15 protein-coding genes and 5 pseudogenes are annotated in these 24,312 nt (G+C 63.3%); 12 read left to right on the forward strand and 8 right to left on the reverse strand.

Annotated features, from left to right (window positions below; translation table 11 throughout):
* The first annotated feature begins 1 nt into the window (after position 1).
* The 10 genes and pseudogenes from LRS56_15205 (at position 2) to LRS56_15250 (ending at position 11,742) form a co-directional block, all read left to right on the forward strand.
* On the forward strand, positions 2 to 1,246 hold the full coding sequence (locus LRS56_15205; GenBank protein ID WDU60278.1) for an MFS transporter: 1,245 nt from the start codon (positions 2 to 4) through the stop codon (positions 1,244 to 1,246).
* Positions 1,247 to 1,261: 15 nt separating this feature from the next.
* Positions 1,262 to 2,446 carry an aminotransferase class V-fold PLP-dependent enzyme gene (locus tag LRS56_15210; protein ID WDU60279.1) on the forward strand — a complete coding sequence of 395 codons (1,185 nt, stop codon included), beginning with the start codon at positions 1,262 to 1,264 and terminating at the stop codon, positions 2,444 to 2,446.
* An 85-nt stretch (positions 2,447 to 2,531) separates the two neighbouring features.
* Positions 2,532 to 3,047, forward strand: coding sequence for a sigma-70 family RNA polymerase sigma factor (locus LRS56_15215; GenBank protein ID WDU60280.1), 516 nt, complete (start codon positions 2,532 to 2,534; stop codon positions 3,045 to 3,047).
* Positions 3,048 to 4,024, forward strand: a pseudogene (locus tag LRS56_15220) (FecR domain-containing protein).
* 100 nt (positions 4,025 to 4,124) lie between these two features.
* Positions 4,125 to 6,539 (forward strand): TonB-dependent receptor, encoded by a 2,415-nt coding sequence (locus LRS56_15225; protein WDU60281.1) that lies wholly within the window; start codon positions 4,125 to 4,127, stop codon positions 6,537 to 6,539.
* Between the two features lie 64 nt (positions 6,540 to 6,603).
* Positions 6,604 to 7,758 carry an ABC transporter substrate-binding protein gene (locus LRS56_15230; protein WDU60282.1) on the forward strand — a complete coding sequence of 385 codons (1,155 nt, stop codon included), beginning with the start codon at positions 6,604 to 6,606 and terminating at the stop codon, positions 7,756 to 7,758.
* Positions 7,755 to 8,801: an iron ABC transporter permease gene (locus tag LRS56_15235; GenBank protein ID WDU60283.1), complete on the forward strand. Its 1,047-nt coding sequence runs from the start codon at positions 7,755 to 7,757 to the stop codon at positions 8,799 to 8,801. Before LRS56_15230 ends, LRS56_15235 begins: the two co-directional genes overlap by 4 nt.
* A complete protein-coding gene (locus LRS56_15240) occupies positions 8,795 to 9,550 on the forward strand; it encodes an ABC transporter ATP-binding protein (protein ID WDU60284.1) in 756 nt (251 codons plus the stop codon). The genes LRS56_15235 and LRS56_15240 overlap by 7 nt, the downstream gene beginning before the upstream one ends.
* A 205-nt stretch (positions 9,551 to 9,755) precedes the next feature.
* Positions 9,756 to 10,796: an aromatic ring-hydroxylating dioxygenase subunit alpha gene (locus LRS56_15245; protein WDU60285.1), complete on the forward strand. Its 1,041-nt coding sequence runs from the start codon at positions 9,756 to 9,758 to the stop codon at positions 10,794 to 10,796.
* Positions 10,793 to 11,742, forward strand: a pseudogene (locus LRS56_15250) (PDR/VanB family oxidoreductase). Before LRS56_15245 ends, LRS56_15250 begins: the two are co-directional and overlap by 4 nt.
* 6 nt (positions 11,743 to 11,748) lie before the next feature.
* On the opposite strand, the gene LRS56_15255 reads toward LRS56_15250, so the two are convergent.
* The 6 genes and pseudogenes from LRS56_15255 to LRS56_15280 all read right to left on the reverse strand — a co-directional run bounded on the left by LRS56_15255 (position 11,749) and on the right by LRS56_15280 (position 19,823).
* Entirely contained in the window at positions 11,749 to 12,462 is a 714-nt protein-coding gene (locus LRS56_15255; GenBank protein ID WDU60286.1) for a GntR family transcriptional regulator, read from the reverse strand.
* 55 nt (positions 12,463 to 12,517) lie between these two features.
* Entirely contained in the window at positions 12,518 to 14,260 is a 1,743-nt protein-coding gene (locus LRS56_15260; protein WDU60287.1) for an acyl-CoA dehydrogenase, read from the reverse strand.
* Between the two features lie 35 nt (positions 14,261 to 14,295).
* A pseudogene (locus tag LRS56_15265) lies at positions 14,296 to 15,536 on the reverse strand (thiolase family protein).
* Positions 15,533 to 17,406: pseudogene (locus LRS56_15270) on the reverse strand (feruloyl-CoA synthase). Before LRS56_15270 ends, LRS56_15265 begins: the two co-directional pseudogenes overlap by 4 nt.
* A 62-nt stretch (positions 17,407 to 17,468) precedes the next feature.
* Positions 17,469 to 18,917, reverse strand: coding sequence for an aldehyde dehydrogenase (locus LRS56_15275; protein ID WDU60288.1), 1,449 nt, complete (start codon positions 18,915 to 18,917; stop codon positions 17,469 to 17,471).
* A 76-nt stretch (positions 18,918 to 18,993) separates the two neighbouring features.
* Positions 18,994 to 19,823, reverse strand: a pseudogene (locus LRS56_15280) (p-hydroxycinnamoyl CoA hydratase/lyase).
* 212 nt (positions 19,824 to 20,035) lie between these two features.
* Here LRS56_15280 and LRS56_15285 point away from each other — a divergent pair.
* A complete protein-coding gene (locus LRS56_15285; protein WDU60289.1) occupies positions 20,036 to 20,524 on the forward strand; it encodes a MarR family transcriptional regulator in 489 nt (162 codons plus the stop codon).
* Positions 20,525 to 20,529: 5 nt separating this feature from the next.
* Here LRS56_15285 and LRS56_15290 read toward each other — a convergent pair whose 3' ends face one another.
* Positions 20,530 to 21,846, reverse strand: a complete 1,317-nt coding sequence (locus LRS56_15290; GenBank protein WDU60290.1) for an OprD family porin — start codon at positions 21,844 to 21,846, stop codon at positions 20,530 to 20,532.
* Between the two features lie 308 nt (positions 21,847 to 22,154).
* Between LRS56_15290 and mhpT the strand changes: the two genes are divergently transcribed.
* Positions 22,155 to 23,363: a 3-(3-hydroxy-phenyl)propionate transporter MhpT gene (gene mhpT / locus LRS56_15295; GenBank protein WDU60291.1), complete on the forward strand. Its 1,209-nt coding sequence runs from the start codon at positions 22,155 to 22,157 to the stop codon at positions 23,361 to 23,363.
* Here the strand turns inward: mhpT and LRS56_15300 are convergent.
* On the reverse strand, positions 23,341 to 24,288 hold the full coding sequence (locus LRS56_15300; GenBank protein ID WDU60292.1) for a transporter: 948 nt from the start codon (positions 24,286 to 24,288) through the stop codon (positions 23,341 to 23,343). The two genes, mhpT and LRS56_15300, sit on opposite strands and share 23 nt — an antisense overlap.
* Positions 24,289 to 24,312 lie beyond the last annotated feature (24 nt).

The raw sequence follows: 24,312 nt of genomic DNA on the forward strand, positions 1-24,312 counted from the left end.
CATGTCCCAAGCAGGTGCCATCCAGGGTTCGAGTGTGAGAATCCTCATTTATCTTCTGTTCGCGATCCAACTGGTCTCCATGGGCGCGATGGAAATGAGCGGGCCGTTCTGGCCCGTGCACCTGCGCGGGCTGGCCTCTTCGGAGTCGGTATTCAGCTTCGCCAGCATCGCCGTGTACGTCGGGCCGATGCTGGGCATCATGCTGACCAGCGCATTCTGGGGCCGTATCGGCGATCGCTACGGCCACAAATTAATGATGATCCGCGCACTCGCGGGGTTGTCCCTGACCCAGCTCGGGCTGGCGTTTTTCAGTGACATCTGGGTAATCCTGGTCCTGCGTTTTCTGCAGGGCGCCTTTGCCGGCTATATAGCCCCGGCGCAGGCGTACGGGGTGAGTATCGAAGCCCCGTCGCGACGGGCCCGGTTATTTGCGATTCTGCAGATATCGACCAATGTCGGCTCACTGCTGGGCGCGGTTGTTGGCGGTCTGATCCTCGATTACGCGACGTTTTTCTGGATCAACATCGTCGCTTCGGTGCTTTGTGCAGTCTGTACCGTAATCGCCGCCGTGACGTTGCCGGATGTGCCGCCTGTACAAAAGAAACCGACGGCGGCCACCAGCACGCCGGCCGCAGGCACCGCCAGCGTATGGCGCAGCTCCCCCCTGCTGTCACTGCTGTGCGTCATGGGGATCTTGCTGCTGGCGCGCATGCTGCCGCAGACGTCGTTCTCGCTGTACGTGAGCACGACGTTCGAGGTCAGCAACTCAGTCGTCGGCCTGTGCTACGGGTTGCTGGCGCTGGGCTTTATCCTGTCGGCAACAGCGTGGTCACGCTACTTCGAGCATCGTTCCCAGGCAGAAACGCTGCAACGCATCACGTATATCGTCATGGGCTGCATCGCCCTGACAGCCGTGGCGGGCGTAACGCGCAACCCCGTGGCATTTATCGTCGCCTACTTCATTTGGGGGGTACTGCTGGGGGCGACCACGCCCGTGCTGATGGCATTGGTCTCGAAAACCGCCGACAGCTCGCGACAAGGCTACGTACTGGGTATTGCTCAAAGTACTGCGCAGTTCGCCTCGATTGCCGGCATCTCCATTGGTGGCTTGCTGAGCCAGGTCTACGGCTTGCAATACACCTATCTTTTCGTGTGCCTGGCCTATGCAGTGGCGCTGATTCCCATGGTCGCGTTGCGGTACTGGTCGGTGTGCGAACCGTCCAATCGCGTTGCGGGCAGCGACTGAACAAGGGGTAATGGTTTGAACATCGAACAACTGCGTGCCGACACACCGGGTGTCGAGCATCTGCTCCATTTCAATAATGCCGGTGCGGCGCTGATGCCTGAGCCGGTGGTCCAGGTCATCACCGGGCACCTGCAACAGGAAACCCGCCTCGGCGGGTATGAAGCGGCCGCCCAATGCGCGCCAGAACTGGAGAATGTGTACGCCGCCATTGGGCGCCTGATCAATGCGCGCCCCAATGAAATCGCGGTGGTCGAAAACGCCACCCGTGCCTGGGACATGGCCTTCTATTCACTGGCGCTGAAGCCCGGCGACGCCGTGCTGACATCCATGACCGAATACGCCGGCAACTACATCCCGTACCTGCAACTGAGGCAGCAGCGCGGGATCGAGATCCGCATCATTCCCAACGATGAACACGGCCAGGTGTGCCTCGCGGCCTTGGCGACCCTGCTTGAAGACGAGCGCGTCACCCTGGTATCGCTGCCGATGATCGCCACCAACGGCGGGCCTGTGCAACCCGTCGAGCAGATCGGGGCCCTCGCCCGGGCGGCGGGTGTGTGGTTCCTGCTGGACGCTTGCCAAGGAGTGGGGCAGGTGCCGATCGATGTGCAAAAAATCGGCTGCCATATGCTCACCGCCACCAGTCGAAAATACCTGCGCGGGCCCAGGGGCATGGGATTTCTGTATGTCGAACAGTCCCTGTGCCAACACTTGGAGCCGGTGTTTCTTGACCTGCATGCGGCCTCCTTGCTCACGGCGCATAGCTTTAAAATTCGCGAGGATGCGCGACGTTTTGAAAATTGGGAATGCAACGTCGCGGCCAAACTGGGCCTGGGGGCAGCGGTGGAGTACGCATTGGCGCAAGGCATTGAACCGATGTGGCAGCGCATCCAGCACCTGGCGGGCTACTTACGCCATCGGCTGACCGAAGTGGCGGCTCTCGAACCGCAAGACCTGGGCCGTGTAAAGTCCGGCATCGTCACCTTCAGTCATCGGCACCACAGCGCCCCACGGGTGCAGCAGTGGCTCGCAGCGCAAGCCAGGCGCATCAACGTGAGCACCTCGACGGCGGGCTCGACCCTACTCGACATGCAGCATCGGGGCTTGCTTGAAGTCAGCCGTGCGTCGGTTCACGCTTACAACACCGAAGCTGAAATCGACGCGCTGGTTGACGCCTTGATACGCCTGTCACACGCCTGATCACGGGACACGATCGCGCTTGCGCTCAAGTCGGTTTGTCAACTAGCATTGGGAATACTTCTCAATTACAAACAAATCTGCCGCCATGAGCGAAACCTCTTCCGCGAATCACCTCAATCACCTGCGCGCCATCGAGGCCCTGTACAGCGGGCATCACGGCTGGCTGTACGCCACGCTGAAGAGAAAACTGGGAAACGCCATGGATGCGGCGGATCTGGCGCAGGACACCTTCACCCGCATCCTGGCCTCACAAGTCACGGTGATCGACCAGCCACGGGCCTACTTGAGCTGCGTGGCCAAGGGCATCCTGATCAACTGGTACCAGCGCAAGGCACTGGAGCGCGCCTACCTGGATGCACTGGCGAACGTGCCTACCCACGAAGCGCCCTCGCCCGAGGCGCACTTCCTGGTGCTGGAAACCCTGCACGAAATCGACGCCATGCTCGATACCCTGGCGCCGCTGGTCAAACGCGCCTTCCTGCTGTCGCAGATCAATGGCCTCAAGTACGACGACATCGCCGAGCAGTTGGGTGTATCGCTGATCACCGTCAAGCGCTACATGAAACAGGCCTTCGTCCAGTGCCTGATGCTGGTGGAGTGAATGCTCGGTCTGCGCAAGGAACCGCCACTGGACCCTCAGGTACTCGAAGAAGCCGCCGAGTGGCTGATGCGCTTGAGCGAGCGCGAACTGAGCGAGCAAGAACGTGCCGAATGGGAGCGCTGGAAGGTCAGCAGCCCGGAGCGTGATCGCGCCTGGTCGCGGGCGCAATTGCTGCAGAGCAAGTTCGGCGGGCTGCCGCCCTCCCTGGCGATGTCGGCGCTGGACCGGCCGAACAGCCCGGAACGCCGTGCCGCGTTGGGCAAGCTGGCGATCCTGCTGGCGTTGATGCCGGCGGGCTGGGGAAGCTGGAAGCTGGCGCAGTCGCAGCAATGGTCTGCGGACTACCGCACCGACGTTGGCCAACGCCGCGAACTGACCCTGGCCGACGGCTCGCACATCACCCTGAACACCGATACCGCCATCGATGTGATGTTCGACGACCGCCAACGGCTCATTCACCTGCGCGAAGGTGAAATCCTGGTGCAGACCGCCGTGGACACCGCCCCCTGCCCCGGCCTTTCCTGATCAGCACCCGCCAGGGGCGCATGCAGGCGCTGGGCACCCGCTTTACCGTGCGCGAAGTGAACTCGCGCACCCACCTCGCGGTACTCGACGGCGCGGTGAGCGTGAGATTGGCCGAGAGCCGCCAGACGCCACCGCTGATCGTCAACGCCGGGCAGCGCACAGACTTCTCCTCACAGACCTTTGGTGACCTGACGCCGACCGATCGCACCCTCGGCGCATGGGCCCAAGGCATGTTGATGGCCGACAAGATGCGCCTGGCGGATTTTGTCGCAGAACTGGCGCGCTACCGCAGAGGCTTCCTGCGCTGTGATCCCGCCATCGCCGACCTGCGCATTTCCGGGGCCTTTCCGATCAGTGATACCGATCGCACCTTGAGCATGCTGGTGCACACCTACCCCGTGTTGGCCAACCGGCATTTGCGCGGTTATTGGGTCACGCTCTCGCCGGCCTGATCCCGCGCAAAAAAAACTGTGGCCCGGGTGATACTTTTTTCGATCTCGGCTGGCTAACTCGGGAACAGCCTTTTCCTCTTGTCCATTGGGTCATCCATTCATGCTCGTAGCACGACCCCTGCGTCCGGCTCGTCCGTTCAAACCGATGGTGCGCGGCGCAGTGCTCAGCCTACTGCTGGCCAGTGCCGTGTGCCCGTCGGCCCTGGCGGGGGTGCCGGCCCAATTGGACTCGGTCGCGTTGCAGGCCTACCACATTGCCCCCGGCCCGCTCGGCGCGACGCTCTCAAGCTTTGCCGTGGACGCCGGCATTGCCCTGGCGTTCGAGCCGTCGATCACGCAAGGGCTGACCAGCCCTGAACTGCGCGGGACTTACTCGACGCAGGAGGCCGTCACGCGGTTGCTCGAAGGCAGCGGCCTGGAGATGGTGTTGCGCAGCGATGGCAGCTACACCCTGGTGCTGCGCAGGGTAACGCTGGCAGCCACCACGGTGGATGCGCCGCAAAAACATACCGATAGCCTGCCGCCCGAGTATCCGGGCGGCCAGGTGGCCGAGGGCGGGCGCCTGGGCCTGCTCGGCAATACGGATGTGATGGACGCGCCCTTCAGCATCAGCACCTATACCGCGTCACTGATCAAAGACCAGCAGGCGACCACCGTGGGCGATGTGCTGGAGCGCGACTCCTCAGTCCGTTCCACCGGCCAGACGGGGGGGATCGTCGATTCATTCTTTATCCGTGGTTTTCCGGTGGGCGAAGGCAACCTCGGGGAGCTGGCGTTCGACGGCGTGTACGGCGTGGCCTCCAACTACCGGGTGTTCACCGACTACGCCGAGCGCATCGAAGTGGTCAAAGGCCCCGGCGCGCTCCTCTACGGCATGTCCCCCAACAGCGCCGTCGGTGGCGTGATCAACGTGGTCCCCAAGCGCTCCCTGGACGAAGACCTGACCCGCGTCACTGCCAGCTACGCCCAGGACCTGCAACTGGGCACCCACGTCGACCTGAGTCGGCGGTTTGGCGAGGACCGCCGCTTCGGCGTGCGGGTCAATGGCCGTGTGCAGCAGGGTGACACCGTGATCGACAAACAATCGCGGGAGGTCGGTGTGAGTGCCATCTCCCTGGATTACCAGGGCGATCGGCTGCGCACCAGCCTCGACCTGATTGCCCAGCAAGAGCAATTTGACGCGGCGTCACGGCCATTTCTGATCGCTCCCGGCGTGCCGGTTCCGCACGCCGCCAACGGGCGTACCAACGTCAGCCAGGCGTGGGGCTGGTCCAAGACCCGCGACCAATCGGCATTGCTGGGCGGCGAGTATGACGTGAGCGACGCACTGACCCTGTTCGCCCATGCCGGCGGCGGGAAGTCCAACGTGGCACGCCTGTCCGACCAGACCCCGACCATCATCAACACCGCCGGTGACACCTCGTCGACCCCCGGCTATTACCAATTCAAAGTCCGGCGCTACACCGTCGACAGCGGGGCCCGGCTGCGCTTCGACACCGGGCCGATCAGCCACAGCACCACGCTGCAAGTCACGCGCTATCGCGATGAGTTGTCACGCGGCATCCGTTCCGGCGCGCCGATCCTGTCGAACATTTACCACCCGGTCGAGCAACCCGAGGCTGACATTGCCGCGCCCGCCACGCCAAAAGTCTCGGCGACCGAATTGTCGGGCGTCGCGGTCGCCGACACTGTGTCGATGCTGGATCAGCGCCTGCAGGTGACTGCCGGCCTGCGCAAACAAAACATACGGTCCAACAACTACAACGCGGCAGGCGCGGTGACTACGGCCTACGACGACGGCAAGACCACGCCGCTGTTCGGGGTCGTGGTCAGGCCCCGGGAGCATGTGGCGCTGTACTACAACTACCTCGAAGGCTTGAGCAAAGGCGATATCGCCCCCTCCACGGCCTCGAACGCGGGCCAGATCTTCGCCCCCTACGTCTCGCGGCAGCATGAGGTGGGGCTCAAGCTCGACTACGGCACGGTCATGTCCACACTCGCGCTGTTCCAGATCACCAAACCCAGCGGCGAACTCGCAGGCACGACCTTTTCGGTACAAGGCGAACAGCGCAACCGGGGCCTGGAGTTGAACGTATCCGGCGAGGCCGGCCGAGGCACGCGCCTGCTCGGCGGCGTGACGCTGCTGGATGCGCAACTGACCAAAAGCGCGGTCGCGGCCAACCGGGGCAACACGCCGGTGGGGGTGCCCAAGGTTCAAGCCAATCTCTGGGCCGAGTGGGACGTGCCCTGGGTCGAGGGGCTGACGCTGACCAGCGGCGCGCTGTACACCGCCAGCCAATACGTGAATCAGGCCAACACCCAGCAACTGGATCCCTGGACCCGCTTCGATGTGGGTGTGCGCTACAGCACGCGCATCGCCCAGCGGCCGACGACTTTCCGCGCAACGGTACAGAACGTGTTCGACCGTGAATATTGGTCGGGCGTCGCCTCGTATGGGGCGTTTTCTCAAGGCTCGCCACGCACCCTTCTACTGTCGACCACGGTCGATTTCTGAAACCTTCGGCCCGGCACGGCGAACGCACCCGCCCTGCGGCCCGACCACTGTAAAGGCTTTAACCATGGTGACCATTGTTCGACGCAGCCACGCCTTCGCCGGGCTGCTGTTTGCAGGTTTGTTAAGCTGGGCACTGCCGTCAACGGCGGCCGAGCCGGAGCCGACGCGCACCACCGTCACCGACTTGCTCGGGCGCCAGGTCAAGGTGCACCTGCCGGTCAGGCGGGTGATTCTGGGGGAAGGCCGTCAGTTGTACCTGGTGGCCGCGCTGGATACGCAAAACCCCATCGAACGCATCGTCGGCTGGCGCAAGGACTTGATCCAGTCCGACCCGGACACCTACGGCGCATACCTGCGCAAATTCCCTGACATCGCCAAAATCCCCACCTTTGGCGGCTTTGAAGACGGCACCTTCGATATCGAGCAGGCCATCTCCCAGCACCCCGACGTGATCATCCTCAATATCGAGGCCCAGCACGCCACCGAGGATGCCCGCTATATCGAAAAGCTCGACGCGCTGGGGATCCCGGTGGTGTACGTCGACTTTCGCAACCACCCGATGCAGAACACCGAACCCACCATGCGCCTGTTCGGCCAGTTGTTCGGCAAAGAGGCGCGTGCCGAAGCCTTTATCGAGTTTCGCAACCAGCAGATCCGCCGCGTCACCGACGTGATAAACGCGCAGCACCCTTCGCGCCCCAGCGTGTTCATCGAGCGCATCGGTGGCTACACCGACGATTGCTGCCTGAGTTTCGGCAATGAAAACTTTGGTCTGTTCGTCGACATGGCCGGTGGCAATAATATTGCCCGAAACATCATCCCCAGCACGTTTGGCCAGCTGAACCCCGAGCAAGTGGTCGTGGCCAACCCGGAACAGGTGGTGATCACCAGTGCCAACTGGGAAGCCTTTGCCCCTGGTGGCAACTGGGTCGGTGTGGGCCCCGGCGCCGACATGGCGCAAGCCCGGCGCAAACTGGCCTGGTACACCGGGCGCCCGGCCTATGCCGGGATAAAAGCGCAGGATGACCAGGCGTTCCATGCGATCTGGCATCAGTTCTACAACAGCCCTTATCAGTTCGTGGCCATCCAGCAGTTGGCCAAATGGTTTCATCCGACACTGTTTACCGACCTGGACCCTGAAGCCGCGTTTCGCGAGCTGCACCAGCGATTCCTGCCGGTGCCCTATGAGCCGGGCTACTTCGTGAGCCTCAAGCCATGAGCGCGGTGATTCAACGCGACACCTATCGGCGCCTGGTGCTGCGCAAACGCTTGATCCTCGGTGGCTTGGCCCTGCTGCTGTTGTGCAGCGTGCTGCTCGACCTGGCCCTGGGCCCGGCGAGTTACAGCGTGCGCGACGTGCTCGGTGCACTCTTTGCACCGGACAGTGCACCGGCGCAGGTTCGCGTGGTGATGTGGGACATCCGCCTGCCGATCGCGCTGATGGCGGTTGCCGTGGGCGCGGCATTGTCATTGGCCGGGGCGCAGATGCAGACCATCCTCAATAACCCGCTGGCCAGCCCCTTCACCCTGGGCATTTCCGCCGCCGCCAGTTTTGGCGCAGCCATGGGGCTGGCGTTTGGGGTGGCGCTGTTTCCGTTGGCGGCGCAGTACATGGTGCCGGTGAACGCGTTCATCATGGCCATGCTGTCGGCGTTGCTGATTCACTTCCTGAGCCTGCGGCGCGGGGTTACCGCAGAAACCATCGTGCTGCTGGGGATCGCCCTGGTGTTCACGTTCAACGCGTTATTGGCGCTGGTGCAGTTTTTTGCCACCGAGCAAGCCGTGGCGGCCGTGGTGTTCTGGACCATGGGCAGCCTGACCAAAGCCACCTGGCCCAAACTGGGGGTGATCTGCCTGATCATCGTGATCACCCTGCCGATCTTTGCCAAACGCGCCTGGGCCCTGACCGCGCTGCGACTGGGCGACGACAAGGCCGCCAGCTTCGGAATCAACGTGCGCAGCCTGCGCTTTCAGACACTGATCATGGTCAGCCTGCTCGCCTCGTTCCCCGTGGCCTTTGTCGGCACCATCGGCTTTATCGGGCTGGTCGGCCCGCATATTGCGCGGATGTTGATCGGTGAAGATCAACGCTTCTTCCTGCCGGCCTCGTTGCTGACCGGCGCGCTGATTCTGTCCGCCAGTTCGGTGGTGAGCAAAACCCTGATCCCGGGCGCAATCTTCCCGATCGGGGTGGTCACATCGTTGATCGGCGTGCCGTTTTTCATATCGCTGATCCTCAACGGGAAGAAAAACACATGGTGAAGATTCAGCTGCAAGACCTGGGTGCCCGCTACGGCCAACGCACGATCATCCGTGGCGTGACCACCGCCGCGTTCACCGGCGGCCAGGTGGTCGCAGTGGTGGGGCCCAATGCGGCGGGCAAGTCCACCCTGTTCAAGCGCATGGCCGGGCTGATCGACGGGCCGGGGCAGGTGCTGCTGCAAGACTCGAAAAAGGGCCAACAGGGCATCTGCTACATGCCCCAGGGCTTGAATGCGAGTGCGCGGTTAACGGTCTACGAATCGGTGCTGCTGGCCCGCAAGCAACTGTCGCCGCAATGGACCGTGCACGATGACGAGCTGAACCTGGTGGACGAAATGCTCGCGGCCCTTGGCATCAGCGACCTGTCCTTTCGCAACCTCGGCGAACTCAGCGGGGGCCAGCAGCAGCTGGTGTCCATCGCCCAGACCTTGGTGCGCGAACCGGAGATCCTGCTGATGGACGAACCCACCAGCGCCCTCGATATGCATCGCCAGGTGCAGGTGTTGAACTTCATGGGTGCACTGGCCCGTGAACGGCAGGTCATCGTGTTCATAGCGCTGCATGACCTGAACCAGGCGTTGCGCTTTGCCGACCAGGTGTTGGTGATCGCCGAGGGCACCGCACAGGGCAGCGGCGCGAGTCATGAGGTGATCACCGAACGCATGCTGCGCGAGGTGTACCAGGTCGAGGCGCGGATTGAGCAGTGCAGCCTGGGGCAGCGCCATATCCTTATTGACGGTATTACCTGAGGGCCGCACTGATCCACGCGGCGGCCGGCACGGCATGGCTGGGCTCGGTGATGAGCCGGCACTGATAAAAGGCATTACTGGATCCAATAAAACACAAACGTTCGATAATCGCCCAATTAAACAGCGCAAGTAGATTGACTCTCCGGACTCCCAATTATTTAATGGATCCATTAAATAAGAATAATCCGTTGCCTGGAGAGTCATCATGTACCCCAAGAACACGTGGTATGTCGCCTGCACCCCCGATGAAATCGCGCAAAAGCCCCTGGGCCGGCAGATATGCGGTGAAAAAATGGTGTTTTATCGCGGGCCGGAAAACGCCGTGGTGGCGGTCGAAGACTTCTGCCCGCACCGTGGCGCGCCGCTTTCGCTGGGGTATGTGGAAAACGGCAACCTGGTCTGCGGCTACCACGGTCTGGTCATGAGTGGCGACGGCAAGACCGTCGAGATGCCTGGGCAACGGGTGCGTGGTTTTCCGTGCAACAAGACCTTTGCCGTGGTGGAGCGTTATGGCTTCATCTGGGTCTGGCCCGGCGATCAGGCGCTGGCCGACCCGGCGCTGATTCATCACCTGGAGTGGGCGGTGAGTGATCAGTGGGCCTATGGCGGCGGGCTGTTTGATATCCAGTGCGACTACCGCCTGATGATCGACAACCTGATGGACCTGACCCACGAAACTTACGTCCACGCTTCCAGTATCGGCCAGAAGGAAATCGACGAAGCACCGCCCGTGACCACGGTCGACGGTGACGAAGTGGTCACCGCCCGGCATATGGAAAACATCATGGCCCCGCCGTTCTGGCGCATGGCCCTGCGCGGTAACAACCTGGCCGACGATGTGCCGGTGGACCGCTGGCAGATCTGCCGTTTCACCCCGCCCAGCCACGTGTTGATCGAAGTTGGCGTGGCCCATGCCGGCAAAGGTGGCTACAACGCTGCGCCCGAGCACAAGGCCTCGAGCATCGTGGTGGATTTCATTACGCCGCAAACCGACACCTCGATCTGGTACTTCTGGGGCATGGCGCGCAACTTCAACCCGCAGGATGAGGCGCTGACCGCGAGCATTCGCGAAGGCCAGGGCAAGATTTTCAGCGAAGACCTGGAAATGCTCGAACGCCAGCAACAGAACCTGCTGGCCCACCCGACGCGTAACCTGCTCAAGCTGAACATAGATGCCGGCGGCGTGCAGTCGCGCAAGATTCTGGAACGCCTGATCGCCCGGGAACGCGCCGGAGAACCCACATGATTGAGGTCGTAGTAACAGCCCGCAGCACCGAAGCCCAGGACATTTGCAGCTATGAACTGGCCAGCGTCGACGGCAGCCCACTGCCGGCCTTCAGCGCGGGTGCGCATATCGACGTGCACCTGCCGGACGGGCTGACCCGCCAGTATTCCCTGTGCAACCCCCGCAAGAGCGGCATCGCTATGTGATCGGCGTACTCAACGACCCCGCGTCTCGCGGCGGCTCCCGCAGCCTGCACGCACAGGTGCACGAGGGCACCCGGCTGAGCATCAGCGAACCGCGCAACCTGTTCCCCCTGGCCCACGCAGCCCGACGCAGCCTGCTGTTTGCCGGCGGCATCGGCATCACCCCGATTCTGTGCATGGCCGAACGCCTGGCTCAGACGGGTGCCGACTTCGAACTGCATTACTGCGCTCGCGCCAGTCAGCGTGCGGCGTTTGTCTCGCGCCTCATGGGGTCGCCGTTTGCCGAGCGTGTGTTCCTGCATTTCGACGAGCAGCCCGACACCGCCTTGAATGCCGCCGAGGTGCTGGCGACACCGGCAGACGACGTGCACCTTTACGTCTGCGGCCCCGGCGGGTTCATGCAACACGTGCTCGACAGTGCCCGGGCCCAGGGTTGGCAGGAGGCGTGCCTGCACCGCGAATACTTCTCGGCGGCGCCGGTGGACAGCAGCCTCGACGGGAGCTTTGCGGTGAAGCTCGGCAGCAGCGGCCAGGTGTTTGAAATACCCGCCGACAAGAGCGTGGTCCAGGTCCTGGAAAGCCACGGCATCGAGATTGCCGTGTCCTGCGAACAGGGGATTTGCGGCACCTGTCTGACGCGTGTGCTGGAAGGCATACCGGAGCACCGCGACCTGTTCCTCACCGAGCAGGAACAAGCCTTGAACGACCAGTTCACGCCCTGCTGCTCGCGCTCGAAAACGCCGTTGCTGGTGCTCGATATCTGAACCACGTCACGATGCGGGCAAGATCACCTTCATGCGCGCATCGGCGGTGGCAGAGCTGAAGATCTCGGCGTAGCGCAGGGTCGCGTTGGCATGTTCGCGCATAATCGCCTCGGCCCGTGCGCCCTGGCGGTTGACCAGAGCATCGAAGACCGAGTGGTGCTGCATATGGGCATAGTTGAAGCGCCGGTACTCGCGGGCCATGTCCTCGCGGTCCACCGCCAGCGCCGTCACCGACGCAAATGGCAGGTGATCATTGCGCGCCAGGGCGTCGGCAATCGCCGGGTTGTGGCTGCCTTCGACGATGACCTGGTGAAAGCGCATGTTCAGGTCGTGATAAACCTCGAGGTCGTCCTCGGTCACATAGCCTTTTTCGAACAGTTGATCGCCCTCGACCAGGCAACGCTCCAGCGTGGCACGCGCCTCGGCGGATAAACCCTGTTCGGCAGTCTGACGCGCCGCCAGGCCCTCAAGCACGCCACGCACCTCGACAGCCCCGGCGATATCACTGGCGCTGACGGAACGCACCTGGTACCCACGCCCGCCAAACGGCACCAGCAGCCCTTCCTGCTCCAGGGTACGGAAGGCCATGCGCACGGGCATGCGCGACACACCAAACCGCTGCGCCGTGGGAATCTCCATCAGGCGCTCCCCCGCCACCAGCTCCCCGCTGGCGATCATCTTGCGCAGTGCGACCAGCACCAATTGACCGGGTTTACTCATCCAGGCAACTTCCAGAAAACGTGGGCTGCCATAGTACCGCAAGCGCCTGCCTCCGTCAGACGAACGCCAGTGCTGCACGCGCGCCGTCTATCGCGCCCAGGTGCTGGGCCAACCGGGACGGCAGGTAATCAAAAAAGAACCCGGCACTTTGCAGCTTGGCGGCACGCAGCGGGTGCTCTTCGGGCAACGTCCGAGACACCCTTGCCGCCCGCGCCCAGGCAAAGGCCAGCAGCGCCACGCCACATAGCTGAAGGAAGTCGGGCGCTGCCCGGTAGGGGTATTCGCTGTCTTCCTGTGCGTGTTCACGCAGGGCGCTCACTACATTGGCCAGGGAGTCGCACACGCTGCCCAACGCCTGGGAAAACCCTGCGCACTCGACGTACTGCGCGCCCTGCCCGGCCTCCGCACGCAACTCGTCGAGCAGCAAGCCGAACGCCCGACCCTCATCCCCCAGCACCTTGCGCAGCAGCAGGTCATTGGCCTGGATCTCGTTACTGCCCTCGTAGATCATCGCAATGCGGCTGTCGCGCAGGGTTTGCTCGATGGCGAACTCGGTTACGTAGCCGTAACCGCCGAAGACCTGCAGTGCATTGCTCGCCTGACGAAAACCCTGCTCAGTGAAAAACGCCTTGATGATGGGCGTCAGCAGCTGGGCGAGCTGGGCGGCGTCCGGGTCTTGGCGATGTTCGGCCTGATCCAGCAGGTGCGCCGCCCAATAACCGATGGCGCGCATCCCTTCGCTGGTGGTACGCAGCTCCAGCAATACGCGGCGCATGGCCGGGTGGTAACGGATCGGGTCAGCCGCCTGGGCGGCGACTTCTTCGGGCCTTGACGGTGCGCGCATTTGCACGCGCTCACTGGCGTAGTGTCGGGCGTTCTGGCACGCGGCCTCGGCATGCCCCAAACCTTGCAGGCCCACATGCAGGCGCGCCGAATTCATCATCACAAACATCGCCGCCAGGCCCCGGTTGGCCTCGCCCACCAACCAGCCATGGGCCGCGTCGAACACCAGGGAACACGTGGCGCTGCCCTTGATGCCCATCTTGTGTTCAATGCCGTCACAGCGCACACCGTTGACCTGGCCATCGTCCAGCAGCTTGGGCATCAGGAACAGTGAAATACCGCGACTGCCCGGCGGCGCATCGGGCAGACGCGCCAGCACCAGGTGCAGGATATTGGCCGTGAGGTCATGTTCGCCACCGGAGATAAACAGCTTGCTGCCGCTCAGGCGATAACTGCCATCTGCCTGGGGGACGGCCCTACAACGCAACAAACCGATATCGCTGCCGGCCTGGGGCTCGGTCAGGCACATGGTGGGCAACGCCTGGCCGCTGACGATCGCCGGCAGGTAGCGGGCCTGCAACCAGGGTGCGCCGTGAGTCTTGAGGCACAGGTAGGCACCGTGGGCGATGCCGGTGTACATGGCCCAGGCGTGGTTGCTGGCGTAGAGCATTTCCTGCAAGGCGGCGTCGAGCAGTTGCGGCAAGCCTTGCCCGCCCAGCGCCTCGGCGCACGCCAGCCCTGGCCAACCGCCCTCGGCATACGTGTGATACGCCTCGGCAAAACCGTCCGGGGTGCTGACCTGGCCTGCCTGCCAACGGCAGCCCTGGCGGTCCCCACTGCCGTTCAACGGTGCCAGCACCCCTTCGCTGAAGCGGGCCGCTTCCTCCAGCACTTGCAGCGCCAGCGGCAGGTCAAACGCCTCGAACGCCGGGTTGCGGCGCCACGCCTCAGGCGCCTGCAGCCAATGTTCAAGGACAAATTGCATATCGCGCAGGGGCGCCTGATAGCTCCACATGGGACACCTCATCGACTAAAAAAGGAACCGCGCACTCAAGCGCGCCAGGCAGGGTTCTCGATCAGCAAGGCCATGCCCTGCCCGCCACCCACGCACGCCGCGGCAATCCCGTAGCGCAGGTTGTGCCGGCGTAATTGCCGCGCCAGGCTCATGACCAGGCGCAGGCCGGTGGCCGCCAGTGGATGCCCCAGCGCGAGAGCGCCGCCCTGCACGTTGAGCCGATCGCTGTCCAGCTCCAGCTCTTGGGCCACCGCGAGCACCTGGGCGGCCTGGGCTTCGTTGATCTCGAAGCGGCCGATGTCGCCCAGGCTCAGCCCGCTGCGATGCAGCAGCAGGCGAATCGCCGGCGCCGGGCCAATGCCCATGAACTCCGGGGCCACCCCCACCACGGCACTGGCCATCAGCCGGGCCAGGGCCGGGCGTGTGCAGTCGCTGGCGCGCCCTACCAGTGCCGCCGCCGCGCCGTCGACCACCGCACAACTGTTGCCGGCGGTTTGCACCCCGTCGGCATGCACGGCGCGCAAACGTGCCAGGGCAGCCAGGTCGGTAGGCCGTGGGTGGCTGTCCTGGCTGACCACGCTCGCGTGGCGCATTAGGCTGATACGGCGCGGTTGATAGCCCTCAAGCTCGAACACCTGGTTATCCACCGGCACGCTCTCTTCTGCGCAAACGCCCTCACGTTGCGCTTGCAGCGCACGCTGATGGCTGTCGCAGGCGTAGCGATCCACAGCCTCGCGGCTCAGGCCATAACGCCGCGCCAGGTTATCGGCAGTGGCGATCATGTCCAGGCCGGGGGCCGGGTCGTACAGCGCCTCCCAGAGAAAATCCTTGAATTGCACCTCCCCCCCAGACGGAAGCCGCCCCGGTGGGTGTAGGCGGCAATCGGGTTGCGTGACATCGATTCAGCCGCCACGCACAAGGCCAGTTGCACCTCATCACGCAGCTGTTCAGCGGCCTGACGCAACAGCTCGAAACCGGTGGCGCAGATGCGCTGCACCCCCAGCGCCGGGACCGATTGCGCCACACCGCTGTACAACCCGATATGCCGTGGCAGCAAGTAGGCATCGAAACTCGCCTGGGCCATGGAGCCGGCCAGCACACTGTCTACCGCCTGTGCTTCGATGCCGGCGCGGGCCAGCACTTCACGGCCCACCTTGATCCCCAGGTCGATGGGTGACACCTGGGACAGCGCCCCGCCGAGGTCGACCCACGGCGTGCGCACCGCCTCGATAATCGCTACATCGGCAAACGCCGAATATTGCCCGGTGCCGCTCACGGCTTGGGCCCGGCGCGCAGAATCGTCGGGTCTTCACCGCGATACAACGCTTCAACCTTGGCCGCACGCCATTGCAATACAGCCCGCTGGTTGATCGAACCTTTATCGGTAATTTCCCCACGGTCGATGGACGCCGGTTCGTCGAGCACGGCAATCCACTCCAGGCGACTGGCATTGCCGGTAGCCTCGCGATTGAGCCGCTGCAACCAGTCGCCGAACCACTCGCGCACCGGCGCGCTGGCCAGCACCTCGGCGTCGCTGGCCTCGGCGCTGAGGCCCGCCAACCGGCGGCATTCGTAGGGCCTAGGGAACACCAGCGCCCCCAGGCATTCACGGTCCGGCGCGGCAATCACCAGGTCCTGCACATACGGCGAGCCTTCGAGCACCGCACGATTGCGCAACGGGCCAACGCTGACAAAGACCCCGGAAGACAGCTTGAAGTCTTCGGCGATTCGCCCGTCGAACATCAGCCCCAATTGCGGCTGATGGGGGTCGGCGAGCTTGATTGCATCACCGGAACAGTAATAACCCTGCTCATCGAACACCTCGGCGGTTTGCTCCGGCGCACGCCAATACCCCGGCATGATGTGCGGCCCGCGAAAGCGCCCTTCGAACTTGCCGTCCACCGGCACCAGGCGCACCTCGCAGCCCGGTGCGGGCAAACCGATATAACCGGCCATGGACAACGGCCCGGTGGTGAAGGTGCAGGACGGCGCGGCTTCGGTCATACCGAGCCCGGCCATCATGCGGATGCGTTCGCCGCAGTGCTTTTCGGCCACGCGGTCGAGGCGGTCCCAGATACTTTGCGAAAGGCCGGCGGCGGCAAAGAAGAACAGCTTCATCCGCGCAAAAAACCGCTCGCGCAGCTCGGCGTCCTGTTCCAGGGCGCTCACCAGTTCTTCCCAGCCCTTGGGCACCGTCAGGTAGGCGGTGGGCGAAATGTCCTTGAGGTTGCGCAGGGTCTGCGCAAACCCCTGAACCGTGGGTTTGCCATCGTCGAGGTAAAAGGTGCCGCCGTTGTAGAGCACGATGCCGACGTTGTGGCTGCCGCCAAAGGTATGGTTCCACGGCAGCCAGTCCACCAGCACCGGGGCTCCTCGCCGAACACCGGAAACGTCTGCAAGAGCATTTGCTGGTTGGCGCAGAGCATGCGCTGAGTGGTGATCACCGCCTTGGGCAGTTTGGTCGAGCCCGAGGTAAACAGGAACTTGGCGATGCTGTCGGGGCCGGTAGTCTTGAAGGCCGCATCGGCCTCGGCGCCGGCCGGGGTTTGCAACAGGCTGGCGAAGCTGACCTGAGTGCGCCCAGGCAGCTGGCCGCGCACGCTGATCAGCGGTGTGTCGGCCGGCAATACGGCATCGATCGCACGCTGGTAAGCCGGCGCATCGCTGACGAACACCAGCCCCGGTTGCAGCAAGTCGCACACATGCCGCAGCTTGGCGAAATCCTGGGACAGCAACGAATAAGCCGGCGATACCGGGCAGTACGGAATGCCTGCATACATGGCGCCAAGGGCCACCTGCAAATGCTCGATGTCGTTGCCCGACAGCAAGGCCAGCGGCTTATCTGCCGACAGCCCGTAACTCAGCAGACCCTGGGCAATGGCGCGCACGCTGGCGAGCATTTCGCGGTAGCTGACACGGCGCCAATCACCCTCGGCCTGGCGGGCGGCGATGAAGGTCTGCTCGGGGCGCACATCGGCCCAGTGCACCAGGCGATCGAGCAAGCGTGCCGGCAACTCAGCCAGCGGCTCCAGGGAGCGCATATGCAGCACGCCGTGTTCTTCTGTGACCGCCACCGGTGCGTGGCCGATGGAGACCTCGCGGTATCGCGGCGCGGGCTGGGGTTGCGGTCTGAATTCGGAACTCACAAGGATGTCCTCCATCAAGGCGGAGCAAAGCCGCCTTGTTATTGTTATGTCGCGGCGCGTGCTCAGATCGGGTAGTGCCGTGGCCCATGCTGCAAGGTCACCCAGCGCAATTGCGTGAAGTGCTCGATCGACGCCTTGCCGCCAAAGCTGCCATAGCCGCTGGACTTGACCCCACCAAAGGGCATCTGCGCCTCGTCATGCACGGTCGGGCCGTTGATGTGGCAAATGCCCGACTCCACCCGTTGCGCCAGGGCCAGGGCACGGCCGGTATCGCGGCTGAAGATCGCCGCCGACAAACCGAATTCGGAGTCGTTGGCCAGGCGCAACAATGCCTCATCGCCGTCACCGCGCAGCAGCACCGCCACCGGGCCGAAGGACTCTTCGCGGTACAGGCGCATGTGCTCGGTGACGCCATCGATCAGGGTCGGTTGCAGGATGCTGCCGTCCAGTTGACCACCGGCTACCAGCTGCGCGCCCTTGGCCAGCGCATCGTCGATCAGGGCCTTGATGCGCGTTCCGGCACTGGCGTCCACCAGCGAGCCCAGCACCGACTCCGGCGCAGCGGGATCACCGGCGCACAGGGTCGCAACCTTGGCCGCCAGCTTGGCGACAAACGCATCGGCGACCTTGGCGTCGACAATCAGGCGCTCGGTGGACATGCAGATCTGCCCCTGGTTGAAATAGGCACCAAAGGCCGCTGCCGCCACCGCCGCGTCCAAATCAGCGTCGTCGAGCACCAGCAGCGGCGCCTTGCCGCCCAATTCCAGTAACGCCGGCTTGAGGTGACGCGCCGACAGTTCGCCGACAATCCGCCCGACATGGGTCGAGCCGGTGAAATTGACCCGCCGCACCGCCGGGTTGGCGATCAGCCGTTCGACAATCGCGGCGGCATCCGCCGGGGCGTTGCTGATGACGTTGACCACACCGTCACCCAGGCCGGCGTCCTGCAGCACCTGGCCGATCAGACGGTGCACCGCCGGGCTCAGCTCCGAGGCCTTGAGCACCACGGTATTGCCGCAGGCGAGCGGCATCGCAATAGCGCGGGTCGCGAGGATGACCGGGGCGTTCCACGGTGCGATACCCAACACCACGCCGCATGGCTGACGCAAGGCCATGGCGAAGCTGCCGGGCACATCGGAGGGGATTACATCGCCGGTGATTTGGGTGGTCATCGACGCCGCTTCGCGCAGGATGTTGGCCGCCAGGCGCACGTTGAAGCCATACCAGTTGGCCATGGCGCCGGTCTCGCCGGCGGCCGCGATAAATTCGGCGCTACGCGCCTGCAATTGCTCGGCCGCCGTAAGCAACCGGGTGCGGCGTTCGTTGGGCGCCAGCGCTGCCCACGCGGGGAACGCAGCCTGGGCGGCGGCCACGGCGGCGTCAGCGTCCTCCAGGGTGGCAGCGGCGACCCGCGAGACCACTTCGCCGGTCACCGGGTTGCGACGTTCGAAGGTTCGGCCGTCGCGTGCAGGGCACGACTGGCCGCCGATCAACAGGGGCACGTCCAGCATGGTGATTCCTCTTTATTGTCTTTATCGGGAATACGTTCTAGCAGGGTATAGCGGCGCGGCCGGGCGGCCGCGCTCTTCAGCGTTTATACGCTTGCAGGCCAGGCTTGATGCTCTTGTCGTCGAGGAATTGTTTCATGCCCTGCTCGCGACCGCCTTCGGTGTCGAGCAAGCGCGACTGATCGAGCTTGGCGTAGAGGTAATCCTCGTTCTGCTCCCAGGTCAGCTCGCGGCAACGCTTGAAGCCATGCTTGGCCGCACGCAGTACTACCGGGTTTTTCTCCAACAGGTTACGCGCCAGTTCAATGGTCACTTCGCGCAGTTGAGCCAGCGGCACGCCTCGTTGACCAGGCCCATTTCGGCGGCTTTCTGCCCGCCGAAGGTCTTGCCGGTCATGATGTAGTACAGCGATTGGCGATGGCCCACGGTGTCGGCCATGGCCTTGCTGACGAGGTTGCCCGGCGGGATGCCCCAGTTGATTTCCGAGAGGCCGAAGGTGGCTTCGTCGGCGCAGATCGCCAGGTCACACGCCACCAGCGGGCTGAAGCCGCCGCCGAAGCACCAGCCATTGACCATGGCGATGGTCGGCTTGGCGTACATGCGCAGCAATTTCCATTGCCATTGCGAGGCTTCGCGGCGGATTTTCTCCCGGAGGATTTCCGGCCCGGCATCCACTTCGCGAAAGTACTCCTTGAGGTCCATGCCCGCAGTCCACGCCTCGCCGGCACCGGTCAGCACCAGCACACCGGCTGCCGGGTCCTGTTCGAGGGTTTCCAGCACGTCGATCATTTCCCTATTCAGGGTCGGGCTCATGGCGTTGCGTTTTTCCGGGCGATTGAGAATGACCCAGGCGATGCCTTCCTCGATCTCGACTTTGACGGTGGTCCAACGGCCTTCGTAATTGCTCATGGCGGTACGCTCTTGTTCTGGGTGTGAAGATGATTCGAAATTAAACCGCAAATATAGTTATGTCAATTAACTATTAATCGTTGTAACCAATATTTTTCACCTTTAAAACTCACGTTTTGCAAGCGCGGTGAAAACCCGCCATAGCCATGACGCGTCAACCCCGGCAAACTAGATAGCTTTCTTAACCTCCATTTCCGAGGACTGCACTGCTAATGGCCAAGCCTTCCCCTATCGCCGCCGCCAGCCAGGCCCTGCCCGACAACGACGAGGTACGGCCGCCGCTGGATTCGGCCCTGGACGACCTGATCGGTTACGCCATGCGCCTTGCCCAACTCAAGCTGTTCCAGAACCTGATCGGCCGGCTTTCCGAGCATGACCTGCGCCCTGCCCAGTTCTCGGCCCTGGCGATCATCGAGCAGAACCCCGGCCTGATGCAGGCCGACCTGGCCCGCGCCCTGGCCATCGAACCACCCCAGGTCGTGCCGTTGCTGAACAAGCTGGAAAGCCGCGCCCTCGCCGTGCGCGTGCGTTGCAAACCGGACAAGCGCTCCTATGGGATCTTCCTCAGCAAGACCGGCGAAACCTTGCTCAAGGAACTCAAGGAAATCGCCGCCCAGAGCGACCTCGACGCCACCGCAGCCCTGGCCGTCGAAGAGCGTGCAGAGCTGCTGCGCTTGCTCAAGAAGGTCTATCAGGACTGATCGGCTTACCAGAGCGCCACGGTGTAGAGCACCAGGAAACGGGTCTGGTTTTCATCGCGAAAAGCCGCGCCGCCCGGGAAGTCATTGCGATAGATCGACTTGCGCGCCATGAACCCGACGTTCTTCAACGGGCCGCTCTGGATCACATAGCCCAACTCCATCTGGAACTCGCGCTCCTTGCAGTCTTCGGCATTGAAGGCTGCCAGCTCGATGTTGTCACCGCGTACATAGCGCAGCCGGCTTTTGAGCCCCGGCACACCGGATGCCGCAAAGTCGTAGTCATAGATCGCCTGCCAGGTGCGCTCCTTGGCGTTGAGAAAGTCCGAACTCATAGTCAGTTCGCTCATGCCCATCAGCTCGGTACCGGAGATATACGGCGTGGCCGTGTCCCCGCTGGAATGCATGTAGCCGAGGCTGAATCGGTGCCCGCCCAGGCGGTAGCCAAACAGCGCCGAGAGGTTGCGGTTATCCACGTTGCCCGCCTTGGCGGCGCCGTCTTCGCGGCTGAAAAAGCTGCGCAGGTCACTGGTAAGCACGCCATCGCCCACCGGCAGGTTGTGCAGCAGCGCCAGGGTGTCTTGCTGGTAAAGGTCCGCAACCTCGGCGTGATAGGCGCGCAGGCTGAGGTCTTTGTTAACCTGGTAATCCCCGCCGGCATAAACCAGGTGCGATGTGGTGGCGGTGGCGTTGAAACGTCGGTTGGGCGACGCGATGGTCATGGCCTGGTAGTCGGTGGAATCGCGCTTGTTGATGCGGTCGATATAGCCGGTGTTGAGGGTCAGCCCGTCGATATCCCTGGAGCTCAAGGTGGTACCGCGAAAGGTCTGCGGCAGCAGGCGCGACGGGCTGGCAAAGGCGAACGGCAGGAAGATCGACACGTCACCGGCCTTCACCGTGGTTTGGGCAAACCGCAGCTTGGCGGTCGGCGCCAGCCGCGAGTATTCATCGGCCGCACGCTTGCTGCTGGCCGACACCGGCAACAGCTCGGTGCCGCTGCGGTCCGGTGAAGAATCGAGCTTGACCCCCATCAGCCCACGTATATCCAGGCCAAACCCGATGGGCCCCGGCGTATACCCCGACTCCACGTTGAGGATGAACGCCTGGGCCCATTCCCTTGCGGCCGTCTTGGCCCCGTCGTCCTTGTAGTCACGGTCCAGGTAGTAATTGCGCAGCGTCAGGGTGCCGTGGCTGTCGTCGATAAACCCCGCCGCCCACAGCGGCATGGGCAGGACACTGAGCATCAGCAGTGCGCTGACCAGGCGTGGGGTGTGGTTCGACACACAGCAGGCCGCCGCGACGGCACCCGTAGAGAGTTTTGGCATGTTCGATGTCCATTTTTTGTTGTTGTTTTTGGGGTGACACTCACTTGGCCCAATCGGCTTCGCGAACAGAGAATGGAAACAGCGGGACGCGCTCGTCAACTGCAACTGACCGATAATCGAACGTTAATAAATGTATCTATTTTGAGTTTTTTTACTGGGCGCAATCTCAAATGGCCGACCTAGAGGCTTGCTTGGGTGTTTTTTGCCAACGATTGGGCAGCCTTCTTTTTATAGTTATATTTGTTATCTTAATTGCCAGCAGGCCGTCAGGCTCGCCACCACAACAAAAACAACAATGAGGTTTGCCCATGAACAGTTCATCGCGTCGTTCGACGCTGACGATCGCCTTGTGTTTTATCGTTGCCCTGATCGAGGGCTTCGACCTGCAAGCCGCCGGTACCACCGCTGCCGGGCTGCGCCAGAGCTTTTCCCTCGACCCGCAAATGCTCGGTTGGGTATTCAGCGTCGGGATCATTGGGCTGCTGCCCGGGGCGTTCTTCGGCGGATGGATCGCAGACCGTATCGGCCGCAAGAAAATCCTGGTGATTGCGGTGCTGCTGTTCGGGCTGTTCTCCCTGAGCACCGCGTTTGTAGAAAGCTACTCAAGCCTGTTGCTGGTGCGTTTCCTCACCGGCCTGGGCCTGGGCGCCGCGTTGCCCAACCTGATCGCCCTGTGCGCCGAAGCAGTGAGCGAACGCAACCGTGGCACGGCCATCAGCGTGATGTACTGCGGCGTGCCGCTGGGTGGCGCATTGGCCGCCGTGGTGGCGATGTTTTCCAGTGAGCACTGGCAGACCACGTTTATCATCGGCGGCCTGGCGCCCTTGCTGGCCGTGCCCCTGATGATCCTGCTGCTGCCGGAATCCCAGGCCTTTCGCCAACAGCGCGAACACACGCCCGGCGCCCGCCCCGCCACCGGCCAGGCGCTGTTCGGCGACGGCCGCGCACGCACCACACTGGCCTTGTGGCTGAGCTACTTCTTCACCCTGACCGTGATGTACATGCTGCTCAACTGGCTGCCTTCGTTGTTGCTGGAACAAGGTTTCAGCAAACCCCAGGCCGGCATGGTGCAGATGCTCTTCAATATCGGCGGCGCCCTGGGTTCGCTGCTTGGCGGCGTGCTGCTGGACCGCTGCAATGCCGTCAAAGTGGTGCTGTCGGTGTACGCCGGGCTGCTGGCGGCGTTAGCCGGTGTCGGCCTGTCGGTAGGCATCGTGCCCATGGCCATCGCCGGTTTTGCCGCCGGCTTGTTCGTCATGGCCGCGCAGTTGGTGCTGTATGCGTCGGCACCGCCTTCCTATCCCACCTCGGTGCGCGCCACCGGCGTCGGTGCCGCCGTGGCCGTTGGCCGCCTGGGTTCGGTGGCCGGGCCGCTGGCGGCCGGGCAACTCCTCGCAGCCGGCGCCGGCACCGCCGGGGTACTGCTGGCAACCGCCCCCGGCGTGGTGATTGCCGCACTGAGCATCATCAGCGTGATGGTGCGTACGGCGCCAGCTAGAACTTGTGCAGCCAGTTGAGTACCAGCTTGTTGCCCTCGGTGCGGTTCTCGGCCTGCTGCTCAAAGTAGGCGTTCACCGACAGCACGTTTTCCTTGCTGAAGGCGTAGAGCAGGCCTGGGCCCATGGCCCAGACCTTCTCCCGGCGCCCGCTCACCGCATGCCCATCGACTTGAGTGTCGGTGATCTGCTTCAACCAGTAGCCGTTCACCCCCACACTCAATTGCTGACTCAAGGCATATTGCAGCGTCAGGTTGGCATGCAACGCCTGGCCGGCCTGGGTATCGGACACATCACCGAAGCCGGCCTGCGGATCATCATTCTTGCCATTCCACAGGTACATGAAACGCCCGCTCGCCGACCACTTCGGGCTGAACCAGTACGTCGCCGCATAGTACGGGTTGAATGACCAGAAATTGCTGCCGGGGTTGATCGAGCGATTGCGGTCATAGGCCCCCACCGGCACCGAGACATCGGCCTCCACCCGCTGGGTCAACAGCGGGCTGCCATCGGCCCGGTTCAGGGTCGGCAGTTGCAGGAAGGCGCCGAGAATTACGTCGCCAAAGCCTGCGCGAGAACTCAGCGCGGCGTTATTCAAACCATCGTCGACATCCACGTGAGCCAGGGAGGTGTTGATCAGGGTGAAGCCGGGCATTGCACCATTGGCCCAAGGCTGGCCGACGTAGATGATCTGCGTGGTCGGCGCCACCACTTCCAAATCCTGTTTGGGCAAGGCCAGTCTGTGGCCGTTGGCGTCGTTGAAGCGGCTGGCCCGGGAGTACGTCAGGTATTCCTCCAGGTACCAGCCCGGGCCGGCCGGTGCCGGTGAGCCGTCGTAGAAACTGGTGCTGCCCAGGTTGAGTCCGGGCAAGTCGTAAGCGTGTGCAGTCGATGACAGTGCGACAAAAGTGATGGCCGCAACCGTCCGCAAGATAGGCTTGAGCATCTTGGAAGTCCTGTATTTTTGTTG

Source organism: Pseudomonas poae (assembly GCA_028869255.1).
GTDB classification, from domain to species: domain Bacteria; phylum Pseudomonadota; class Gammaproteobacteria; order Pseudomonadales; family Pseudomonadaceae; genus Aquipseudomonas; species Aquipseudomonas poae_C.